The organism is Ferdinandcohnia sp. SAFN-114, from assembly GCF_059415045.1.
In genome coordinates, this window is sequence record NZ_JBPFDQ010000018.1 from 48,439 (window position 1) to 71,623 (window position 23,185).

Consider the following 23,185-nt stretch of genomic DNA (forward strand, 5'->3'; position numbering starts at 1 on the left):
GTTTGATTAAAAAGCCCCTTGCGAGGTCGCAAAGGGCTTTTATGGTTTTTTTATCGCTTGTTTTCTGCGTGTTGCAGTAAAGGCGATGATTCCGGCTCCAAGTAAAAGGAGACCAACTAGTAGTATGTTGTAGCTATTTGTTGCTGTTGTTGGAAGCTTCTTGTCATCGTTTTTCTTGTTGTCGTTCTTTTTGTCTTGATTTTTATCGTTTGTTTCTTTTGGTGTGTTGCCATTCTCTTTATTTTTACCTGGGGTTGTTACTTCATCTTGGTCATCACCTGGTTGTTCTTCAGGTGTTTCTCCAACTTCAGGATCTGTTTCTTCATCTGGCTTATCCACCGCAGCTTCTGTTGTGACTAGAGTTGTTCCAAGAATGAAGCGCTCCTCGTTGTTTTCGTCATATCCCATGATTTCGATGGTATATTCTGTATCAGGCGTAAGGTCCCTTAATAGGTAACTTGTATCCATTGTTTCTTCTACCACCATTTCCCCATTCACAAAAACTATATAGGTAAAGTCTTCAAAATCATCGGTTGTGACAGGCTTCCAGCTTAATTCGATTTCTGAATCTGAAACTCGGTCAATGGAAATATCGACGTATTCATAGAATACAAGTACCTCTTTTTCCTTAAGTTCTTTAATGATTGATAGTGTCTCAGAACCCGGCGTGAGATCAAGTGCATTATTCAGGATTAGTACAAACACTAAATTCGGTAATGTTAGTAGACTAGAAATATCCGTAATTTCATTGTATCCCAGGTTAAGGTACTCGATATTTACGTTTTCTAATGCGGAAATATCCTTTATTTTATTGTTCTGTAATGATACAAATAATAGGTTTGTAAGTCCTGATATAGCCCCAACATCCTCAATATTATTCCAATCAAGGGTCAGCATCTGTATGTTTGTTAAATTTTTCAAAGGAGTAATATCCGAGATGTTATTGTTGATTACTGATAAATAGGCTAGATTCGTTAGACTCTTTAGTGGCTCAAGGTTTGTGATCTCATTTGAATCTAATGTCAATTCCTCAAGATGTACCGCTTGTTCCAACCCAGTTAAGTCAGTGATGCCTCTGTCTGATGCATCAAGACTTGTTAAAATGGTTAAATCACTTTCAACGATAACACGTGAATGAATGCGTAACGCATCTTTCACCGCTTCTTCTAAAGCTGGGTCAGCAAATTGAACTGGGTCGCCTGATGGAGTCGGTGGCGTTGATACATACGTATAAGCATTTCCCCATATAAAGCTGTCCTCGTCCACTCCTTCAACACTGATATCAAGATCCGTTAAAGGTGCAAGACCTGTTAGCTTGTAAAATGGCTTAGATACAGGTGTTTCTCCAACTTGATCACCATTTACATAGATAATGAATTTTGTAATGTTATCCACTACTTCTGAAAAGTTGAACTCCACTTCAACTGTAGATTCCGTTACATCGGTTACTTGAATCTCGTGCTCAAAGTCGCTCCACTCTATATAGACGCCATTTATGTACAATTTTTTAATGACTTCCATGTCCTTAGATCCTTTTGTAAAATCAAGATCTGGGTTACCAAACACAGTTGCGTAAGTTAAATTCGGTAATTCAAGCAACACTTTGATATCTTCTAGTTCGTTATATGCTACGTAAACTGAATCGAGATTTTCCAAGTTTGCTAGGATTTCAATACTAGAAATCTGGTTTACATCTAAATCAAGGTACACAAGTTGTTCCAGATTTTTAATTGGTGCTATATCCTTGATTTCATTACCGCTTAACATAAGGTCTACAAGATTTGTTGCCCACTCAAGTCCAGTTAAGTCATTGATTTCTAAATAGCTCGCATCAAGCGATATTAATCTTTCCATATCATCCACATGGATGTCACGGTGATAGATTTTTAACGCATCCGCGACGGCCGTTTTTAGATTTTCATCTTTAAATGTGACCTTTTCTCCTGCAGGTGGTGCAGTCGTAGTCGCTTCGGCTTCGATTGTCTCAATGGTGCCATCCTTGTAGAAAAATTCAACTTTTAATTGATAGGCAGTTTCTTGTAAAAGGTCTGTGTACGTGTAAGTTGTAGAATATGGATCTGTAATCGTTTCTACTGCTTCGTTATCGAGGTACACTCGGTATTTATCAAAATCCGTCTCGTCCCATGGTTCTTCCCAAGAGATTGAAATGGACTTTTCTGTAACGCCATCAACGTACAATTCCTTTTTAATGATTAGTTTTTCATCGTCTAAAAGAATCTCAATTGGATTTGTCAGGTAGTCGCGCTCACTTTCCACCTTGAATTCAGCTGTGATCTCTTCGTCCGTTGAACCATTGTATGTGTTAAGTTCATAGGTTCCGATTGGTAGTTCTAGATTCTTAGTCTCTTTGTCAAAATCAACAAAATAACCCTCATCGTCTAAGTAACCGTAGTATTCGACGTCTGTTACATTTTCACTAACTCCTATGATAGAGAAATCAAATTCCCATGGGATGTTTCCATTATTAGTGGAAACTTTGATATTTGTTACCACAGGTTCCTTTGTAACTTCCACTGCAGGCGGTTCTGTTGGCTCAACAAGTTCCTGTGTTTCTGGAGTAGTTGAAGCTTTTACTGAATCTTGAGTTTCTGGCGTTTCTGCTGCCTCAGTCGGTTCTCCTACTTCTTCCTGTTCCGTTTTTTCGCCATTTTCTTGCTGAGGTTCTCCAGAATTGAACACTACTTTTTCACTTGTTAGTAGATTTTCAGAAGAAGTCACTGCTGTGATTTCATATGTATAAGTGGTGTTTGGCTCAATTTCTGTGTCCTCATATGAGTACTGTTTGATGTCTCCATTTACATTTTGGACAGTTGGCTCTATTTTGTTCGCTTGTCCATTTTTACTAAGTTGATAGCTTGTGATTTCTTCATTTTGTGGGAGTGACGCTTCCCACGATAACGTAATGCCATTCTCTGTTTCTGTCAAACTTACTTGGCTTAGCTTGTTTTGCGCATGAGTCTTACTGATGGTCAATGGACTCACGAGCGAAAGCAGTAATACTAGGACCATACTTACATGCAGCCATTTTCGATTACGCATTCTTTCTTCCTCCTACCGGAATTACCATAATAATAGAAAACCATCCAGATTATTATATATTAGCAACTATGAAAATAATATATAATTTTTCCTATATTTAACATATTTCGGTGGGTGAAATATTTGGGACAAGGGACCTGTCCCCGTGACTCAAAGTTGGTGTTGCGCCTCCATCTGGAAGGATTGCGTTATAGCAATTTTTGGAACTAGGCCATTGCTAGTTTTATAGCAGATTAAGAGACAAAAAAACTAGCAATCAATGATATGATTGCTAGTTTTTATGGAATTTATTGGTAGGGAAAAGACCTCTTGGTACTTAGCCCTGGACCCGGTTGGACAAACCGCTGGGCCACCCCGCATTATTTAGTTTTTCTTGTTTCCTGTGTTTCCGTTGTTGCCTTTGCTTCCGATTTTTACGTCGTTTGTTGTTACATTACCTGCGTTGTCGACTGCAACGATTGTTACGGTTTGGCCTTTGTCTAGTGCGTCAGCAAAGACGTGTTGTGTTTCACCGTTTACGTATGGTGCTTCAAGAACAGATTGACCGTCTACTAATACTGTCCAAGAAGCAATGCCACTTGTTTTGTCTGAAACATCGACTGATACTGTTTTACCGTCTTTTTCTAGCTTTGTTTTTACTTTAGGTGTTGTTACGTCTAACTTCACTGGGAATGTTAGAGTTTGCGCTTTTGCACCTTCATAGTCAAGAGTCGCAACCGCTTGTAAGAAGTATTGACCATCTGGAGCTTTTTTGCCGTTATGCATTGTACCATCCCATGTCCAGTCGGAGATGAGGTAGTACATTGTTCCTCTGCCAGCGTCATAATAGTTCTTACGTACATCCACTTCAGATGCGATTTCTTTTACTACTTTACCATCTTTATTTACTACGCTTAGTTTTAAATCTTTTGCATTACGTACTAACGAGAATAGGTAAGTTGCACTGTCATTTGTTCCGTCACCATTTGGTGATATCGCGATAAGGTCTGGATTAAGATCACCTGTCGCTTGGTCGACACCTAAGAAATTATAGTTGCCTCCACCCGTATGAGTTAGAACACCTGTATTTCCATAGAATGATGTCGGATCCCAAGCTGGCGTGTCAAAGATTGGTGCTGCTGTCCAATCGCCTTTGAAGCCAACATATGGTACAACTAATTCTGGATTTGTGTCAGTTGGGTCCGTTAATTTTACAAAACCTTCTAACCAATAGCCATTTGTAAAAATTGATTTTAAATCTGCATCTACGTCACTCACATCAATCGATACATCAAATGTTTTTGTACCGTTTGCTGGTACTTCTATTGTGCTTGTAGCTTGACCGTTAACTGTTGCAATGTTTCCTAAATCCGTAGCACCGAATAAGTTAGGTGCTGATACTAACACACCGCCTCCATTAACAGGCGTGTCTGTTTGTGCATTTGCACTTACTTCATATGAAACTGCTTCATCAGAGTGATTTTCTGCTGTTAGTGTGAATGTAACTGTATTTCCTTTTACTTCTTTAAGCGCTACCTTAGCTTCGCCAGTTGTAGAATCCGTCACCGTTACAGGAGTTGATAATGCTGCATGAAGTTGCATTAAACCTGCACCTTGACGACGTGGAGAAACAAGTGCTCCGTCAAACTCAACTGGTTTTGCTGTGTTTAATAATAATTTTTTAGCAAACTTAGATCTGTCTGCATTTTGAAGACCAAATTCCTGGTCGACACGTTCTAATACTAGTGCGGATCCGCCAGATACATGCGGTGCTGCCATTGATGTACCACTCATCGTTTGGTATTCATTATGGTCAGCCGTTGAGTAAATTTGTCCACCTGGTGCTGTGATTTCTGGTTTGAAATCAAGGTTTGGCGTAATACCCCAAGAAGTGAACGCACTCATTTTTCCAGAATCCACATTTGGTAGAGACGTTTTTTCACCATTGAATGCGATTTCTACAGTTTGTCCATCTTGAAGTGCTGCTGCAAAGCGGTCTCCATCTGCTTTTAACATAAATAATTGTGGAATCGTAATCGCCTGGTCTGATGCCATATTTACAGTTCCATCCGTATTGTTGTAGATGATAACCCCTGCTGCTCCAGCCTGTTGAGCGTTTAGAGCTTTTGTAACGAAATCTAAAGTACCGCGTTGGATTAACGCAAATTTTCCGTTTACATCTTTACCTTCGAAATCCTCAGGTGCTCCAATACCAGCATGAACTAATTCAAAGCTTGTCCCAACTTCAGGAGGTGTTTGGCCTGCAGATAAGAATGCAACCGGTTCTGCGTCACCTTCACCAATTTTAGCTGTCGCTTGGTCTGTGGTTAGGAATGTATTTTCAAAAGATGCGACTGAAATCGAATCAAAGGAAACACTTGGTGAACCTACAACCCCATAATCAGGATTTGAAGCATATGGATAAAAATATCCGTCTGCAAAGAGCGCAGAGTTACCAGCTGAAATGGACACAACCACTCCATTGTCAACCGCACGCTTAACTGCTTGTTGCTCAGGAGAATCTGAATCTACGAATCCAGCTGTCGATCCAAGACTCATGTTCAGAACGTCTGCACCTAGTTTAAGTGCATCATCAATTGCCTTGATGTAGATATCGCCATATGTTGATGGCACTCCTTCACCAAATACACGCAGAGCAAGTAATTGTGCTTCTGGAGCTACACCTTTAATGCCGCCGTTTTCTTCATCACCGTTAGCAGCTACTGTTCCAGCAACGTGCATTCCGTGCATGCCAGTGTCGACATCATCGTCGAGGATATCATCATTGCCATCCATGTAGTTCCAACCATAAGGAACTTTTTCATTCCAATACTTACCTGGAAGATCGAATTCAGAGATGTCGCTGCCGACTTCAGCTTGGGTAAGTTTTGCTGTTGAATTATCAGATAGGATCATGTCTTTGTGAGAAGGGTCGATACCAGAGTCAATGATTCCGACTACCATACCTTCTCCCTTGAAACCGTAGTCTCTCCACGCTTGTTGAGCCTGAACAAGCTCTTTACTGTATTTCATATCTGGTTCTTCATTTGGAATTTTGTATTCCGTTGCGATGTAAACTTCTTTTACTTCAGGAACTTCTTCGATTTTAGCGATATCCGCATATTTTACCTTACCGCTGAATCCGTTCACAATCGCATCGAATTCTTGCTCATATTTAATGTTGATTTTCTTCCCTTTGATTTTATCTTTAGCTGTCTTTTTTTTGTTTTTTGCAGCCTTCTCTAATTGTTTTCTTTGACCTTTTGAAAGCTTATCGTACTTTTTCCCCTGTTTTGTTGCTACCTCAACCGGGGCATCGCCTTCCATTTCTACCACGACACGAACCTCTTGATCAGGATCGATGTTTTGTAGATTTGTCGCTTTTAAATCGGTGTTTTCTTGTTTTGGCTTCTGTGCATCTAGCTGAGCTGGCGTAATGCCACCCGTAACCGCAAACGCGCTACCGCTAAATGCTAATAGTAAAACTAGTAATAATGCCGTGATTCTCTTCCCCATTTTCATCCTCCCTTTTAAATCGGGACACTAGACCTGCCATCTTGTCCCATGAAATTCCAAGACTAGTAAATCTTCTAAATAGTCCCCCCTCACGGAAATTTCGACCCCAAAACATTACAAAATTTTCGGGATATTCAAACTATACTAAATTACTATTTATGGAACTAGCGCTAAAAGTCATAGGAAAATTCAGCCAAAACTAGCGTGAGTTTTGTTACAATTTGTCGTATTAGTCCAATAGAAGGATAAACAAATGAGTCAAAGGGACAGGTCCCTTGACCCTGCAATAGTGTAAAGGGATGAAGTGCTGTGGGTACAGGTAGTAGATTAAGGGGAATGGAAGGTCAAGACTTTACTGTCCCTTTCCTTTAAAACATGCCATACTCCGCTCGAATTTCATTCTCGCTATGTCTGGGATGGAGGGACAGGTCCCTTGTCCCACTGAATTTCGTCGATTTTCAACAAAGAAAATACAATTTTTTGTAATATTTTGTATGAATTTAGCGAACGGTTTACATTGATGGTTCTGAAAATTACAAATAAACTATAAAAGACTATAACTCTATTACTAAAGAAGGAGGACGTTAGATGCATTTTTTTAAAAAGAAAAAACTTAGTATCTTATTTTTACTCGTTTTATTGTTTCAAACTGTAGTAGCACCTATGGCGTTTGCTGACGAAGTACCGGTGGACAAGCCATCTCTAGTAGCACTCGGTGATTCAATCACCTTTGGATGGAATCTCTATGAGGGGGAGAATGCAGATAAATCAAAGCCATCCTCACATGCATTCCCGAATTATATATTAAATGGTGGCTTTGATGTCACAAACTTGAGTACTCCTGGTTGGACTTCAAGCGATTTATTAGCTAAGTTTACAAGTGATCCATCGTATCTACCTGCAATCGCTCAAGCTGATGTCATTACGCTAAATATCGGAAACAATGACTTGCTTCAGGCGGCCGACGTTTCGACGCTCATTAAAGAAGGACAATCGTTAACTCCAGAAAAAATAGCGGAAATTACAAAAAAGATTGAAGCTGCTTCTCTTCAATTAGCTAGTAATCTCGCACAAATAATGGGTGCCATTCGTGGGGTGAATCAAGAGGCGCCAATTCTCTTCTATAACGCCTATAACCCATTTGGTGCACATATCGAACAAATCGTGCCGAATTTACATACGATGGGCGAAATGATTATCACAAATGTGAATCAAAAGGTAATCGCACCAGTTGCAGCTAGTGTACCTGGAACGTTTTTAGTAGATGCTTATTCGGCTTATAATGGAAAACAAGCTGCTTACATTCTACCTTTTCCTGATGTACACCCTACCGTTGATGGCCAAAAGGCATTGGCTGCATTAGCGGACCAAGTATTACTTTCATTGTTGCCGCCAGAACTTCCTGAACTGGAAATCCTATTAACTGCTACACCGACGGATTCTACTGAAGGCCCTGTCACAATAAATGTTGCTACAAACCACGAAGAAGTCTTGGAGTTAAAATGGCTTCCGGGTGAATTGCCTGTAGAGGATTTTGAAACAGAAGGTAATGAAATTGCGTTAGACAATCCAGTGTTTGAAGTAACTGAAAATGGATTCTACACAGTTTATGTGTTGAGCGGAAATGGTGAGGAGAAGGTCGCTTCCATTGAGGTGAAAAATATTGTTCCACCGGTTGAAGAACCGCCTGTGGAAGAACCTCCAGTAGAGGAGCCGCCGGTCGAGGAACCTCCTGTTGAAGAGCCTCCAGTGAATGAGGAGCCACCAGCAGAAGACCCTAAGGAAGATCCTAAAAAAGAAGAGCCTGTTAAGGATGAGCAAAAAGTAACACCTGAAAAAACAGAAACAAAATCAGGTCCAAAGCTACCTAACACTGCAAGTCCACTCTATAATATGCTTGCGATTGGAATCGCAACTCTTCTATTCGGCTCAGCCTTATTGTTTGTGTACGTGAGAAGAAATAGAACAGCTTAATAAAAAGCCTATCTTTCTATCGAAAGATAGGCTTTTTTGTGGGACAGAGGACAGGTCCCGCCCCGCTTATTCCCAAATTGCATTTACGTTGTTGTTGAGCATTTCTTTAATATCATTCGCAGCATTACTATTATTTAGGTGCTTCGTGAAGTCTTGCAAGTGCTTTTTTGCTTGCTGCACATCGCCTTTATCATAATGATGCTGGGCTTGTTCTAATCGGTTTGTTAGTTGTTTCATTAGTGAGTGCTCGATTTGATTTGATTCCGCAAGCTCTGCAATTTGCTTGGCTAATGTAGCTGTAGTGACTGTAACTTTCACTGTAAGCTTATTCGATGTGTATTCTTCATCTTGATAAGTCACGATTGCCTGTAACTCAGTAGTTCCTGCATTTTTACCGGTAATTTTACCGTTCTCTACTGTAGCAACCTGAGGTGTGCTACTTACCCATTCTACATCAACTTCATCTAAATCGACCTGTTCTCCATTTGTTAGGAGGACAGAAAGGTCAGTTTCCATCTCCTTACCTTGAAGAAGCGTATCCTCTGCCGAAATAACAACTTTATCTAGTACAACTTCTCTCTCATACGTTAATTTGAAGTCATCGTAATAGGCGCCTGACGTTGTAAAGAAGTTAGAAGCTCCTCCAAACAATCTAACAGAAACAGCATTTTCAGGTGCTGTGACTGTTGCACGAACTGTTTGCCACTGTTTGTGTCCGCCCCTCACATGAATGATATTGACACCATCCACATCCTTACCAACCTGCTTACCCGCTGCATCGAAATAACGGATGAAGAAGCTTGCACTGCCATCCTCTAAATACATTTCAACTGAACCCGTATATTCCACACCAGCTGTCACCGGAATCGGATCTGATACAACAAATACGGTTTCATTTTGAGATCTATCCGTGATTTTTAAAGAATTGTTTCCTGTTTTGGCCTTTTCATTCGTTACCCCGTATGAAACATTACTAGTTACGGTAAATAAAGACGACCAACCCGGAATCGAATTGTTTTCTCCTATTGTTCCTTCAAATCCTTCGTTTTCAAATGAAACGGGAACGGTTTCGTAAATAGGTACAACAGGTAGTTTCCCACCATCAATGACAGGAATCATTTTTAAATAATAGCTGTCACCGTCGATAAAATAAATATTTTGATTGCCTTCGTTATCATAGGCAAGTTCGATAAACGATACTTCAGGTCCTGATTCGATTAAGCTTACATGCTTGAGGTCGTCTGATTTCGGATCCACAACGGCTAGTTTTCCGCCAATATCCGTATACAGCAAGCCATCATCTCCGAATAAAATATGAACTGGTCGCCACATTCCTCTATTTTTGATATTTGGATATAGATTTTTTGATTTTACAATTTCGTACGTATCTGGGTTCATCGCAAATAAAATTCCATCGACGGCTCCCCATAACAATCCATCTTCATCAAACGTTAACCCGCTGATCATTGGTGGTGCATCCAATTCTGGGAAGTCTAATTCAAATTCAGTTATCTTTTTCTTACCTGCGATATCCCACACAAACATTTTTGCCTTTTTCGCAGTTGGTTCGATGTCTAATCCGCCACGAATGGTAGTCGATCCATAGATTTTTCCATCTTTATAAGCAAGCCCTACAATACTTTGATCTTGGACTACATTTCTATGCGTCTCTCGTTCACCTGTAATAGGGTCATAGATAGTAAACGTTCCGCCTAATTTTTGATAGTATGGAATTGTACCGATTAACAATTTTTCATTTTCGAATTTCATGATATATGGACGGTCTTGTTCATATTCATCATATAAATTAAAAAGTGTTTCAACTTCTAGCGTATCTGTATTCATCTTCTGAATAGACGCTCCAGAGTAGATACCGAAGTACATATCTGAGCCATTTCCAGCAATCATGCCCTCTGCTTGGCCTTGTGAATACGTCGTAACTTCACCTGTTTTCGTGTTATACCTTGCCCCTTTTGGTCCCCCTGGGTAGGTCGTCATGTACAGGTTCCCATCAGGACCAAGTCCAAGACTATGTAAAGCGATCGGCACATTCCCATTCATCGCTAAAGGTAAATCGATGATTTTTTGAGCGTCCAAATCCACTGTCATGATTTCTCCAGTTCTTTTGACCGTAACAAGTCGTAAATCCGTGGCATCGTCACTAAAATCAACGAATGCACTACCTCGCCATCCGGCAGGATAACGTATACCTGTTTCCCTTGTTTCTAATGTGTTTACATCAACCTCTAAAATATGGCGTTCGTTAATTACATATGTTTTGCCATCATTTACAGCTAGTTGAGAATATCCAAAAGCTCCAAAGTCGTCCTCAGAACCATCACCTTTTATACCACCGATTACTTGGTCAACCCACTCTTGCGTCGTTAAATCATATAGCAAAATCGCACTCACACCACTAAATCGTACAAATAAGTAGTTTCCAGCGACCTCCATATCATAGGCGAACTGCATTTCTTCAAGTGTACTCCCCATGATATCCGCTACATTTTTCGTGATATTTTCTTTTTCTAGAGTCTCCGTGTTGATGCGGTACACACTTCCAGTAACCCCAAGGCCTGCGTAGAGGTAACCATCGTGGTAAGTCAACGATCGTACATAACTCGCGTCACCCTCGGCATCTATTTTTCCGAGATCAATAAATTTTTGCTGAGTGACATCGTATTTGAAGATTTTACCTTCTTTTTCTTTGTAGGTTCCGATATAGACGTTTCCTTGGTCGTCTACTGTGCTGCTCCAGAATTGATGGCTCGCATCCGGAATCCCTAGATTCTTAACAGACTTTGTTTCTGGTGAATAGCTCCAAAGTTCACCCGCATTGCTTTCTGCCAATCCAGCAATGTATACCGTTCCATCAGGAGCAATAATATGTGTCCAAACCTGGCTTACTTTTCCTAGTTGCGCATTAAAGAGAACCGTATTGGTTTTCACATCAATGACATTAAATAATCCTCCATTTGCTGTTGTGTAGACAACGTCTTCTCCACTCTCTTTCCCAAATACAGCATCTGTCACAACAGCACCTGTAGCAGGCGTACCCAAATTCTGTACCTCTTTAAAACCACGACCATTCAATTTTGCAACCACCGTCTCGTCCTGACTTGCTTCAGCACTTACACTGAATTGGAAGAAACTAGCGATTAACATTGCAATTAGGAAACTTGTGAACAATTTGCGATAACGTTTTTTCCCCATAGTAGATCTCCCTTCGTTTTAAAAAAATAAAGATGGTAGCGTATTCATTTGTGAATACTTCACATACCTCCCCTAAAAAAGAATTGATGGTGTTCTCCTTGGTGAAAATTCCGAGTCTTGAACTAATTATATAGTTCACCTTCTAACAGGGACAGTCCATAATAAGTCGATAAATTGTCTTTATGGTGTCTTTAAGAGAGGGTAGAGGGAGGGGTCGAGATGGCGGTTATAAAAGCCCCTACATAAGTCCTAGGTACTTATAATAGGTATATCATCCTAGTTTTCTATTAGTTTTTAATTTCGAATAATGATTATCCACATAAAAAAGCCTATCTTCAATGAGCAACTCTGCTCGGAAGATAGGCTAATGTGGGACACAAAGACAGGTCCCTTGTCCTTCCTGGGTCAATGTACCTGTCCCCTTGACCCAAGCGCGGGTTCCTTTTTTTTCAATTGATCGATTATTACTTGAACAATTCTTTTTGCTGCATTTCCATCACCATACGGATTCGAGGCTCGAGCCATTTTTTCATATTCTATCGGGTCTGTTAGGAGTGCGTGTGCTAGTGTGAAGATTGAATGCTCGTCAGTTCCTGCAAGTTTGAGTGTTCCGGCTTCTATGCCTTCAGGGCGCTCGGTTGTGTCTCTAAGGACGAGTACAGGTACGCCGAGCGATGGCGCTTCCTCCTGGATGCCGCCTGAGTCGGTTAAAATCAGATGTGTTCTGGCTGCAAAGTTGTGGAAATCGAGTACGGGTAGTGGGTCGATTAGGTGGATTCTTTCATTGTTTCCGAGTATAGTTGTTGCGGCATCTTTTACGGCTGGGTTGAGATGGACAGGATAGACGACCTCCACATCATCATGGACTTGCGTGATTCGTTTTATCGCTTTAAAAATATTCTTCAGTGGTTCGCCAAGGTTTTCACGTCTGTGGGCTGTGAGTAGTAGAAGGCGATTGCTCCTGATTTTGTTCAGGATTGGGTGCTCGTAGGATGGATTGACCGTTACTTTTAGTGCGTCTATGCCGGTGTTGCCAGTAATGAAAATCTGGTGGTCATGAATATTCTCGTCAAGCAGGTTTTGAGCTGATTTTTGAGTCGGAGCAAAATGAAAGTCAGCTAGGCTTGTTGTCATTTTGCGGTTCATTTCTTCCGGAAACGGAGAGTACTTGTTGTGAGTTCTTAGACCGGCCTCCACATGTCCAACTTTGATTTGGTTGTAAAAAGCGGCTAGACTCGCTGCAAAAGTAGTCGTCGTGTCCCCGTGAACTAAGACGATATCAGGCTTTTCCTTTTTCAAAATTTCATCAATCCCAGTGAGGGCTCGAGTTGTGATGCTGGTGAGCGTTTGCCGCTCCTGCATGATATCCAAATCATAATGAGGTTTAATTTGGAAAGCATCTAAAACCTGATCGAGCATATTTCGATGCTGGGCCGTCACAGTCACAATTGGGGTAATAGTATGTGGGTGCTTCTCAAGTTCCTTAACGACCGGCGCCATCTTAATCGCCTCAGGCCGCGTGCCAAAAACAGTCATCACCTTCACTTTTTGGTTCATTTCATTGCTCCTTTCTAGTGGGACACAGGGACGGGTCCCTTGTCCTTAGTCCAGATGGTCAACGGACCTGACCCTTTATTTTATTTACAACATTCACTCCGCCCGATGCCGAGATGACACTACCGGTAATAAAGTCTGAGTTTTCCTCGCAGAGAAAGGCTATGATTCTGGCAATATCTTCGCCTGTGCCAGGACGGCCGATTGGGGTTTGTGGGTCTATTCGTTGACGGGCAGTGGTAATAGTAGCTTCTTTCATATCGCCAGTGATGTCTCCCGGGCACACCATATTTGCAGTAATTCCGTACTCGGCTTCCTCAAGGGCGATTGATTTAGTGAGCGAAACAAGGCCAACCTTTGCAGCACTGAAGGCCGCTCGATACATCCAGCCAGGCGAGTTCTCGGCATCCTGAAAGCCATAGGTGATAATTCTACCGAATTGCTGCTTCCGCATCACAGGAATCGTCAGTTTGAGAAAATGAAACACCGAACTCAAATTGCCGTCAATCATCTCATTCCACTCGTGATCCTCGTAATCTACTAATTTCTTCCGTTCAAAAATATACGGTCCAGCGTTGTTGATGAGGTAATCAATTCGGCCAAAGCGGTCCATTGCTTTGTTGAAGATGTTGGTGATGTCCTCCTTTTTCGTGACGTCACCTTGAACGAATTGAATGCATTCTAAAAAAGGCTTCCATTCTTTTTTCAACTCTTCGACACGAGCCACGTCACTCCTGTAATTTACTGTCACAGAGCAACCCATTTTCAAAAATTCCTCCGTTACTTTTCTGCCTAACCCCTTCGTTCCCGCTGTAATAACCACATGTCTCACCAATCTCACCTGCCTTTCTAGGATGGGACCTGTCCCCGTGACTCACGGTGAGTCAAGGATCTCCGCGACTCGTTGTGAGCGAGGCACCTTGTGAGCCACTTGTCCCTTATCGATTTAATAGTGTTAGGAGTTCGAGGCGTGCGTCTGAACGCTGCTCGAATTGGCCTCTGACGGCTGTTGTTGTGGTTTCGGAGTTTGTTTTTCTGATTCCGCGCCCACACATGCACATGTGCTTCGCTTCAATAACCACCATGGTGCCCTGCGGCTGAAGGATTTCTTCGATGGCATCTGCGATTTGATTTGTCAGTGTTTCTTGAACCTGAAACCGTTTCGCGTAGCCTTCTACCATTCTTCCAATCTTGGAAAGTCCGGTTACCTTATAGTCTGGGATGTAGCCAACATGCGCGACACCAAAGAATGGTGCAAAATGATGCTCACACATGGAGTGGAACTCGATATTTTTTACGAGCACAAGCTCTCGGTGTGCAACATCAAATACTTTTTTTAGATGTTCCTTAGGATCTTCTTGATAACCTTCGGTGTATTCGAGAAATGCTTTGAGTACCCTCTGCGGCGTTTCGATGAGCCCGTCACGTGTCGGGTCGTCCCCACATAGTTCGATTAACCCTTTTAGCCCATCCGTGACTTGCTGAGCTTGTTTGATTTTTTCTGGCTTCCCTTCAAATATACGAGGAAATTTTTCAATTATGTTTCTTTCAGCATCTGTTATTGACATGTGTCGAACCTCTTTTCGTCGATAAGCATTAATAAACTAGTAGTTCTCCTTTCGGGCTCGATTTCCTTCCTACGAAAGGACTAATTGCCTAACGGAGAGGTTGGTTAAAAGAAGTAATTTGGGTTTTGGTTTTAACCTAGACTTGGCCGTTTGGGTATTTCAGTCTCTGAGACATATTCTGAGAAACCCGGGTTCGTTTTGTCTTTGAGACCTAGTCTCTAAGACATTTCTCGTAAAACCCGGTACCGTTTCGTCTTAGAAGTCCAATCTCAAAGACATTTCCTGCAAAACAAAGCTAATTTTCGTCCTTGAGCCCACTCTCATAGACAAATCCAACTAAGCCTGAAGTCAATTTGTCCGCGAAACCCAATCTCAAAACCAATTCAACCTGCTGTACAGCCCAGTTTTCACCTGAAAAATCTCCCTTACCTCCCCAAATACACCTGCTCCGCCAACATTGGCACGAGATTGTCAAACACATGCGTGTTCCCGCTCTTGTCCACCGAATAGCCACCGTAATACGGACTATCCTTCTCATCATTTCTGAACGCGATCATCCGACGATAAATCTTCTCCGCTAACTCTTGTTCCCCTATTTCCACACTATACATCAACAAAAATCCGTAAACTGATGGAGATTCATACTCGACAGTAGGCTGACCATTCCCCAATTTGTACCGCCCGTAAACCACGCCTGCCTCTGATATTTCCTTTTTTACAAACGCCAAAAAATCTTCCGACACAATCCCAAGCTTAGCTTGGTGATAGGCTGCCAGTCCTTGATCGACCATATGAACTTCGTCCGTGAAACGATAGCCGCTAGCCCCGTACGATTTTGGATAAAATCCACCCTTCATAGGTGCCTTTCGTAAAATTCCAATCGTCCGTTGAGCCTTTTCCGCATCGAGCAGTCCCCGCTCCCACATTGACTCAATCGCAACCGGGTCAATATAGGACAAACTTAACGTTTCCCCGCTATATCCATACTGTATATCATAATAATCCGTTAAAAAGGCAACCTGGGACTGGGTGTTCCAAAACTCGCCGATTTTCACAGCGGTCACTCCATAGTTCCCGCCCCATTTTCTCTGAGCTTGAAATAAAGCTTCCATGATTCTCAAGTCGTCCACAAGCGCATTTGTATAGACCTGACTCGTCCCCAATTCGTTGAGCTTCCAATAAACAAACCCATCTTCCTCCATAAAATAAGCAATCAAAGTCTGGTGTGCTTTTTCGAAGAGCTTTCGATTATCAACTACGATTGCGTATTGCATCCAGAGCCCGAGGGACTCTGACAGCGCCTCTCTTCCTTTTGCAAGGTCGGTGTCGAACTCATCGTCTGGGAGGACGTAAGTCGCAATTGTTCCGTTCGGGTTCGTCAGCCATTTTTCAATAAAGGTTTGTGTTGGTGTCGAGGATTTATTATTCCAAAATAATAAAGCGATGCCGATAACAATGACAATAATGAGTAGTGCAGCGAATATTCTCACCCCTTTAACCTGAACTTTCACCTTTAACCTCTTCCTTCAAAGTTTTCTGGGACGCGGGACCTGTCCCTGTGTCCCGCGAGCCGACAGCAGCCCCGGATGAGCCACCCGCCACAGCTCCTGCCCCTGCGAATCTCTTTGTTTTGTACCATTTCACTTCTTGGCGGAGAAGGATTCTCTTTAGTTCCAAGAAGGTTGAGTAGGCGACGAGGAGAATCCAGAGCTGGGAGTAGGTGAAGTACATTAGGATGACGGTGAAAAATGTTTTCGTATTGAGTTGGTCTTTTTCCATGCTGAGGGTGAGAATGCCCTCGGTTACGAACAGCAAAAATCCAAGTATCAACAAGGCGTACGATACGTACCCAATCGTTAGGTTCAAATCAACAAATAGATTCATAATAAAAATGACATGTGACACCATGACGCCGCCGAAGAATAATAGATACGTAAAGAAAAAGTAAAACAGATCGACACCGACTTTTTTATTTTTGAGCTTAAAAAAGCGGAGCATGTATTTTGCGATGACGTACAGATTGCCGCGTGCCCAACGTGTGCGTTGTCGCCACCAGACCCGTAACGTCTCAGGTTCCTGTTCCCAGGTGACTGCCTCTGGGAAAAAGCGGATGTAATAGCCGAGGTTGTAGACACGAAAACTGAGTTCGGTATCCTCTGACAACGCCTTTTCATCCCAGCCGCCAAGCTCCTCGAGAATCGATCTTCTGATTGCAAAATTCGTCCCCGGGATGGTCGTCATTTTAAACCAATACCATCTTCCAGCTTGGGCGAGCCACTGGAATGTGAGCGTCTCGATGTTGATTAATCGTGTTAGAAGGTTTTTCCCCGCATTGATGACCCGAAATTTTCCAACACTCGCACCTGCTTGAGAATCATTCATTAACGCAATCGCGTGCCAGTAGATCGCATCTGGTTCTGGGGTATTGTCTGCATCATAGACACAAATAATGTCACCAGTAGCTTGTGCAAAACCGATGTTCAGTGCGGCCGATTTCCCTTTCCCACCAAACGGTGGCTTCGTGTGGATGGCTTTTATAAAATCATAATTCCGCGTGAACTCGTCAACAATTTCGCCAGTTCGGTCACTTGAATTATCGTTAATCACAATCACTTCAAGCCGATCGAGCGGATAACGTAATGAGCACATCGACTCGAGTGTGTCGCGGATGACAACCTCTTCGTTGTGCGCCGGAATGAGAATGCTCACCCTCGGGAACGGGGTGCGATTTTTCTCCCATTCGCGCGCCTTTTTGCGATACTTGACCGAGTGGAGGTATCCACCCTGCATCAGGAACATATGGTAAAACAGCATCGACCAAATCAAAAAGAGGGAAATATACATAAATGTGTCAGCCATAATACCCCCTCCTCCATTTCCATCGTAAAAATAGTCCATATAGTGTAAATAGAACAACAGCGAGCGCACCCGCTCCAACCAACACCCATGTTAAATGTTGCGCAAGGTCCTTGACTCGATATAACAGATAGCTAGGCGACGATTCAAACAGACCCCTATAACTGATGTCGACTTTGACGAGACCCTCCCCAGACTCAATCGTGACATTCTCGGAGCGAACTGTATTGACCCTCTCCTTCAAGTCAATCCACTCGACATTCGGAATTTTTTCAAGTTCGGCTAAAAGCATTTCAAAGCCCTCCACCCCGAGGTACGGATGGTAAAATCCAGCAACAAAGCCGTCGCGCATAACCGAGTAGCGTTGCGCTTCCTTGATCATCGTTTCAATTGCGTTCGGGTCCTTAGGGTCGACGAAGCCTATTGTTTCAGGCAGCAAGGACATGCCGTTAAAGATACTTGGCGTCGTCTCAGCTGGCGCAGTCCCCATCACCTCCCAGTTCTCGTCACTGAGCTGGACTTGACCGACGTATGTTGAAAAGTAGTCCGACAAAACGTTGTATCCGTTTTGCGACATCGTGTAGTGCGGCGCTTCAAACGCAAGTGGGAACAAACCGTAATTCACGAGCTCATCAATCCCGCGCTGAATTTTTTCTTCTATATAATCTCTCTCGAATTCGAGCTGTCTTTTTCGGAATGCCTCATATTCAGCATCAGTCGCGAAATCACGGCGCGTTTTTTTTACGGCATCTTCATTTGCCCTATGGTAAATTGGCATATTGTTATTGACATCCCAAAACTCAAAGCCTTCCCCTGTCTCTTTTGCATTGAATTGATGGGTGTAACCATGGAGCACAATGCTGCCACCATTGTTTTGCATATATTTGAGCGCTTTTAATAGATTAGGAGAGTCTGAAAAATGGTACTCTTTTTCCGTATCCGGATTGGTATAAACCGGGATGACCGCTACCATATACGGAATCTGCTTTTCTTTTAAAATCTCCGCGATTTCCATGACCTTTTTTGGGTCCGCCATTGGGTGAATGTCTTCTAGCCGGATATAGCCCGGGCGAATGCGGGCATGCTCATCCTCAAAGACCGTATGAAGCGCATCTCCAAGGAAAATCGCCTTTGTATACTCGATAATCGGTGCAGCATAGTAGTACGATTCATTTCTCCTAAGAAACAACGGATATTCATTTCCTGCACCATGACTTGCTCTCACAATTGTTGTTGCGCCCTCCGCTGTCACCTGCGAAATGGTCTGCGGAAAAATATTGATGGAGTCCGTTTCATTCGTAATTTTCGAAACCGACACATCTCCTTCGACCTTCATAAAAGAAAATCGGTCCGCAAGCTGTTCAGAGTTGTAGCCGATGGCAACGAGAGTTCCGTTAAAATTCGTGAGTGCATTTTTAAAATTATCCGGCAGTGTTTCCTTGACCTGCCCGTGATAAAAGAGGTGTGTAACGTTCGTGAGATCCTCGGGTTGTACCACTTTCGTATTTTTAAACGTTATGTCATCTGTAAAATGCCCGATAAGAAGATCCAGCACCCGCTGCTGATCCGTCATCTCCCCCGTCTGAGACGAAAATACCACCAACACCCGGTGGGATGATGTGGCATCCTGGTTCTGGGTAACGGGGACAGGTCCCTTATCCCCATCCTGGGCGAATGCCCTGTGGGATGCTGGACCTGTCCCTATGTCCCAGATTAGTAATACGGCGAGTAGTAGTGGAATGATTTTCATGTCGATTCACCTCTTTTTAGGGAGGCAACTGCAACGAAAAGTGTAATCGCGGCCCCCATTAGTACCCAAAGTGTATTATCGCGAAATAAATGGAATAATTCAGTTAGGGATAGAGGAATCACTGTCTCGTCGGCGAATGAATCACGGTCGAAGTCCCAATCTACTTTGCCGTTATTCGATTCAATCCAGATCCCATCTGCCTTCACTGTGTTCTTCAATTTTTTCAAGTCAATCCACTGGACACCTGGTATTTTTTCAAATTCTTCTAAGATCTCAATAAGTCCACGTGCCCCCAAGAACGGATGATAAAAGCCGCCAATGACGCCATCTCGAACAGTTGTAAAATCATGAATGCGGGACTTCATTTCCTGAATTGACTGCGGATCCTCATAGCGCACGTAGCGAATCGTCTCAGGCAAAAGCTTCATGCCATGAAGATAGGTCGGCTTCGTGATGTATGGCGACTCGGTCATGATGCGCCAGTCTTTGTCTGTCAGCTGAACCTGACCGATAATCGTTGAAAAGTGTTCAGACAATGTTTCATAACCCGCTTGGCTCATCGCATAATGTGGTGCCTCGAATGCAAGTGGGTAAAGCTCATACTCAACAAGATCCTGGAGCCCCTGTTGGATTCGATTGTCGATGTATTGTTGTTCATTTTGAACAATTGGCGAATTTCGTGTTGCATCCCAAAACTCGAAGCCATCACCGGTTTTCGTATTTTCGTATTGGTCTGTGTACCCGTGAAGAATGATGCTGCCCCCATTGTCCTGCATGTATTTGAGGGCCGCGCGAACATCTGGCGCATCCTTGATGTAGTACTCCTCGTCCGTTTCCCGATCGAGATAGACCGGGGTGACCGACACCATATACGGAATGTCGCGTCGCTTAAGAATTTTCGCAATCTCCATCAGCTGGTTCGAATCTGAGGCTGGATTGACGTCCTCTAGTCTCAGATAAACCTGGGTTGGCGCTCGGTGTTCCATGTTGAATACTTCATGCAAGGCCTCAGCTAAGAAATTGGAGATAGGCGGAAACAAATTATTTGTCGCGTAATAATATTTATTTTCCTTATTGACTAGGAGTGGGTAGGATTGGTTGGATTGTTTCGCTTCGATTAGAGTTTTGGCGGTGGATTCTATTTGGATGATGGTGGTCGGGTCAACTTTAATAGTCTTATTTTCTTCTGGAAGATAGAGTTCCTCAGTATACATCTTGGTTTTACTCGCTTTTATAAACGGAAAAATTGCTTGTTGCTGTTCGATATTGAGACCTATTGACATGATCGTGCCGTTGAATGTGGCCATGATGTCGATAACCTTGGGTGGCAGCTGTTCCTGCGTTTGTCCATAGTAAAAAAGATGGGTCACACCCTTCATATCCCCGGCCCCAACCTCGCTGCTATTTTTGAATGAAATGTCTTCTGTAAAGTGGCTTATCAGCATGTCCAGAAGGCGCTGATGCTCATCGACTTGGTTGGTTTGCGATGAGAAAATGACCAGCACTTTCGGATCTTTCGCAGCCGCTTTCGATGTTGGTGCATAAACGAGACCAATGATTAGGGCAATGCTCATGATGATTTTCCAATTAATGTAGGTTTGTTGATTCATACCATTACCTCACATTTATTGCGTCCTATAACGAGTACTCATACAGGTTGGGCGTTGGAAGGCCTCCATGGCTGGCCTCCCTTCCTTTCCTCCTACACAGACGAAAATGGACCTTTCGCTGAATGAAAAAATACTCATGTAAGTAAATTTATGACCCCTCTTTCTAATTTAGTATCATAATGTACATGTTCTCAAAAAAGAATTTTTTGGGACAGGGGATGTGGGTCACAGGGACAGGTCCCTTGTCCCGGGACCGTGCTTGGGACAAGGGACCTGTCCCTCCGTCCCATTTTTGCCGTACTACTTTTGTAGTATTTTGCTTGAAATGGTATGGTTTTCCACCCTTTTTCGTTGCGGTACCGAATGTTTTATGAGTAAACTTTTTATGAAATATTTAAAAAGTTTAATAATATTAAAGATTTTTAGTTTTGGGGGGCACTCTTTTTATGGTTTTAAATGAAGTGAAAAATGAGGAGCAAAGGAGGGATTCTCATTTAAGTCAGTTGGCTTCGGTTGGCCAAATTGCGGCGGGGATTGCCCATGAGGTGCGAAACCCATTGACAGCCGTGAAAGGATTTTTGCAACTTCTTCAGCAGGAGGAGGAGCATGCTTATCTCGATATTGCGCAGAGTGAACTCGATAATGCGCTTGTCACCTTGAACAATTTGCTTCAGGTGTCCAAGCCTGATTTGGAGGACGAGGACGCGCAATCAATCCATCTTGCTACAGAGTTGGAATCCATTCTAACCCTATTTTTAGATAAATTATATGAAATTGAGATTGTGACGGACTTCCAAAGTACAGACGCAACGATCGTTGGCAAGAAAAATCAGTTTAAGAAAGCCTTTTTTAACCTGATAAAAAATGCAATTGAATCCATTGAGGGGTCGGGAAACATTTCAATTACACACCGTGCTGACGAAAAGGATGTCATGGTCATTATTCAAGATTCGGGTGTCGGTATCCCGAAGGAAAAAATGAATCTACTCGGAACGCCGTTTTTTTCAACAAAGGACGCCGGAACAGGGATGGGACTCGCTCAAGTATTCTCCGTAGTATACCAGCATGGCGGTGATATTTCGGTCAAAAGCAAAGAAAACGTAGGAACAACTTTTACAATCAAACTACCAAGGCATCACAATACGATAAATCGGGGTGTACGAAAATTGGACGTTGTATACAAAGATTCCATTAAAGAGTATTTCCTAGCAAACAAAGGACATTTTGAAGAAAAACTACTTGAAGAAGCCATCAACGTGAAGGATAAAATTCAAGATATTCATAGAATCGGGGACATCAATCTTCTCGAGAACGCGCACAAACTCGTAGTCTTTATCGTTGAAGAGCGCCAGCATGAGTTGATTACTTTCGCAAAACAAGAAGGTGTCGCCTGGGCAAAAAATTCACTGACAGTTGCGTTTAAGCTTGAGTGGGTCCAAGCCATTCGGCGTACACTATGGGACTTTCTGTACAATTATGATCTATTATCCAATATTGAAACCAACCGAGAAGACTTCTTCTCACTTGAAAAAAGGGTAAACGTTCTATTGGACTACTTCTTTACACACTTTTTCATCAGTTATTCAAGGTTCAAGGACGAACTACTTGAGTCGCAGAGACAGCTTGTTGAAAATCTGTCTGTGCCGATTATCCCTATCAACCAGGAAACGCATATCATTCCGCTAATTGGAGGAATTGATAAAATACGGATCCTGACAATTGAAGATAAAATATTAGCTAGCATTGAAAATGAACATATTCGCACGCTAATCATGGACCTATCCGGGGTCGCGTTTATGGAGGATGAAGTCATTTTTCGATTTATGAAGCTGATTGAGGGCGTTAAAATGATGGGTTGCCAAACAGTCCTCACTGGCATCCGCGCCGAAATTGTGAAAAAGATGATTGCGTTGGACGTCAGTATTTCGGATATCGCCGATTCGAAAGGCACGCTGCAGCTGGCATTGAATGACTATTTGTTTACTGGGGTTGCTGCGGAGTAGTTTTTCATAAATCGCTTCTGTTCGTGGGACAAGTTAACATGAACGAAACTAGCCCCTTGTCGTAATCCCGTAGGTTAATTTGGTTAGACTGTTTAACGGAGA

The 23,185-nt window shown here is 42.6% G+C and carries 12 protein-coding genes; 2 read left to right on the forward strand and 10 right to left on the reverse strand.

Annotated elements, in window-relative coordinates; genetic code table 11:
* Window positions 1-39: 39 nt before the first annotated feature.
* Both ACR65M_RS08000 and ACR65M_RS08005 read right to left on the reverse strand, forming a co-directional pair.
* Window positions 40-3,060 carry a fibronectin type III domain-containing protein gene (locus tag ACR65M_RS08000; RefSeq protein WP_440273051.1) on the reverse strand — a complete coding sequence of 1,007 codons (3,021 nt, stop codon included), beginning with the start codon at window positions 3,058-3,060 and terminating at the stop codon, window positions 40-42.
* A 363-nt stretch (window positions 3,061-3,423) separates the two neighbouring features.
* Entirely contained in the window at window positions 3,424-6,555 is a 3,132-nt protein-coding gene (locus ACR65M_RS08005) for a S8 family serine peptidase (protein WP_440273052.1), read from the reverse strand.
* A 588-nt stretch (window positions 6,556-7,143) separates the two neighbouring features.
* Here ACR65M_RS08005 and ACR65M_RS08010 point away from each other — a divergent pair.
* Complete coding sequence (locus tag ACR65M_RS08010) at window positions 7,144-8,529, forward strand: SGNH/GDSL hydrolase family protein (RefSeq protein WP_440273053.1); 1,386 nt, start codon at window positions 7,144-7,146, stop codon at window positions 8,527-8,529.
* A 66-nt stretch (window positions 8,530-8,595) separates the two neighbouring features.
* Here the strand turns inward: ACR65M_RS08010 and ACR65M_RS08015 are convergent, their stop codons facing one another.
* From ACR65M_RS08015 to ACR65M_RS08050, 8 genes are all read right to left on the reverse strand, one after another.
* Complete coding sequence (locus tag ACR65M_RS08015) at window positions 8,596-11,742, reverse strand: FIMAH domain-containing protein (protein ID WP_440273054.1); 3,147 nt, start codon at window positions 11,740-11,742, stop codon at window positions 8,596-8,598.
* A gap of 405 nt (window positions 11,743-12,147) precedes the next feature.
* The gene (wecB, locus tag ACR65M_RS08020; protein ID WP_440273055.1) at window positions 12,148-13,299 is read right to left on the reverse strand and encodes a non-hydrolyzing UDP-N-acetylglucosamine 2-epimerase; all 1,152 of its coding nucleotides are present in this window, start codon (window positions 13,297-13,299) and stop codon (window positions 12,148-12,150) included.
* Window positions 13,300-13,357: 58 nt separating this feature from the next.
* Complete coding sequence (locus ACR65M_RS08025; RefSeq protein WP_440273056.1) at window positions 13,358-14,128, reverse strand: SDR family oxidoreductase; 771 nt, start codon at window positions 14,126-14,128, stop codon at window positions 13,358-13,360.
* 106 nt (window positions 14,129-14,234) lie between these two features.
* Complete coding sequence (gene folE / locus ACR65M_RS08030; protein ID WP_440273057.1) at window positions 14,235-14,864, reverse strand: GTP cyclohydrolase I FolE; 630 nt, start codon at window positions 14,862-14,864, stop codon at window positions 14,235-14,237.
* Window positions 14,865-15,289: 425 nt separating this feature from the next.
* Entirely contained in the window at window positions 15,290-16,354 is a 1,065-nt protein-coding gene (locus ACR65M_RS08035; protein WP_440273058.1) for a hypothetical protein, read from the reverse strand.
* A 4-nt stretch (window positions 16,355-16,358) separates the two neighbouring features.
* Window positions 16,359-17,723, reverse strand: coding sequence for a glycosyltransferase family 2 protein (locus ACR65M_RS08040; protein WP_121445530.1), 1,365 nt, complete (start codon window positions 17,721-17,723; stop codon window positions 16,359-16,361).
* On the reverse strand, window positions 17,716-19,470 hold the full coding sequence (locus tag ACR65M_RS08045) for a DUF2334 domain-containing protein (RefSeq protein WP_440273059.1): 1,755 nt from the start codon (window positions 19,468-19,470) through the stop codon (window positions 17,716-17,718). Before ACR65M_RS08045 ends, ACR65M_RS08040 begins: the two co-directional genes overlap by 8 nt.
* The gene (locus tag ACR65M_RS08050; RefSeq protein ID WP_440273060.1) at window positions 19,467-21,080 is read right to left on the reverse strand and encodes a DUF2334 domain-containing protein; all 1,614 of its coding nucleotides are present in this window, start codon (window positions 21,078-21,080) and stop codon (window positions 19,467-19,469) included. Before ACR65M_RS08050 ends, ACR65M_RS08045 begins: the two co-directional genes overlap by 4 nt.
* A gap of 446 nt (window positions 21,081-21,526) precedes the next feature.
* On the opposite strand from ACR65M_RS08050, the gene ACR65M_RS08055 reads away from it, so the two are divergent.
* A complete protein-coding gene (locus tag ACR65M_RS08055) occupies window positions 21,527-23,083 on the forward strand; it encodes an ATP-binding protein (RefSeq protein WP_440273061.1) in 1,557 nt (518 codons plus the stop codon).
* Window positions 23,084-23,185: the final 102 nt, after the last annotated feature.

Coding starts and splice junctions, on each gene's coding strand:
- ACR65M_RS08000 (WP_440273051.1), bottom strand. CDS start 3,060: ATGCGTAATCGAAAATGGCTGCATGTAAGTATGGTCCTAGTATTACTG.
- ACR65M_RS08015 (WP_440273054.1), bottom strand. CDS start 11,742: ATGGGGAAAAAACGTTATCGCAAATTGTTCACAAGTTTCCTAATTGCA.
- ACR65M_RS08050 (WP_440273060.1), bottom strand. CDS start 21,080: ATGAATCAACAAACCTACATTAATTGGAAAATCATCATGAGCATTGCC.
- wecB (WP_440273055.1), bottom strand. CDS start 13,299: ATGAACCAAAAAGTGAAGGTGATGACTGTTTTTGGCACGCGGCCTGAG.
- ACR65M_RS08040 (WP_121445530.1), bottom strand. CDS start 17,723: ATGGCTGACACATTTATGTATATTTCCCTCTTTTTGATTTGGTCGATG.
- ACR65M_RS08055 (WP_440273061.1), top strand. CDS start 21,527: ATGGTTTTAAATGAAGTGAAAAATGAGGAGCAAAGGAGGGATTCTCAT.
- folE (WP_440273057.1), bottom strand. CDS start 14,864: ATGTCAATAACAGATGCTGAAAGAAACATAATTGAAAAATTTCCTCGT.
- ACR65M_RS08045 (WP_440273059.1), bottom strand. CDS start 19,470: ATGAAAATCATTCCACTACTACTCGCCGTATTACTAATCTGGGACATA.
- ACR65M_RS08010 (WP_440273053.1), top strand. CDS start 7,144: ATGCATTTTTTTAAAAAGAAAAAACTTAGTATCTTATTTTTACTCGTT.
- ACR65M_RS08005 (WP_440273052.1), bottom strand. CDS start 6,555: ATGGGGAAGAGAATCACGGCATTATTACTAGTTTTACTATTAGCATTT.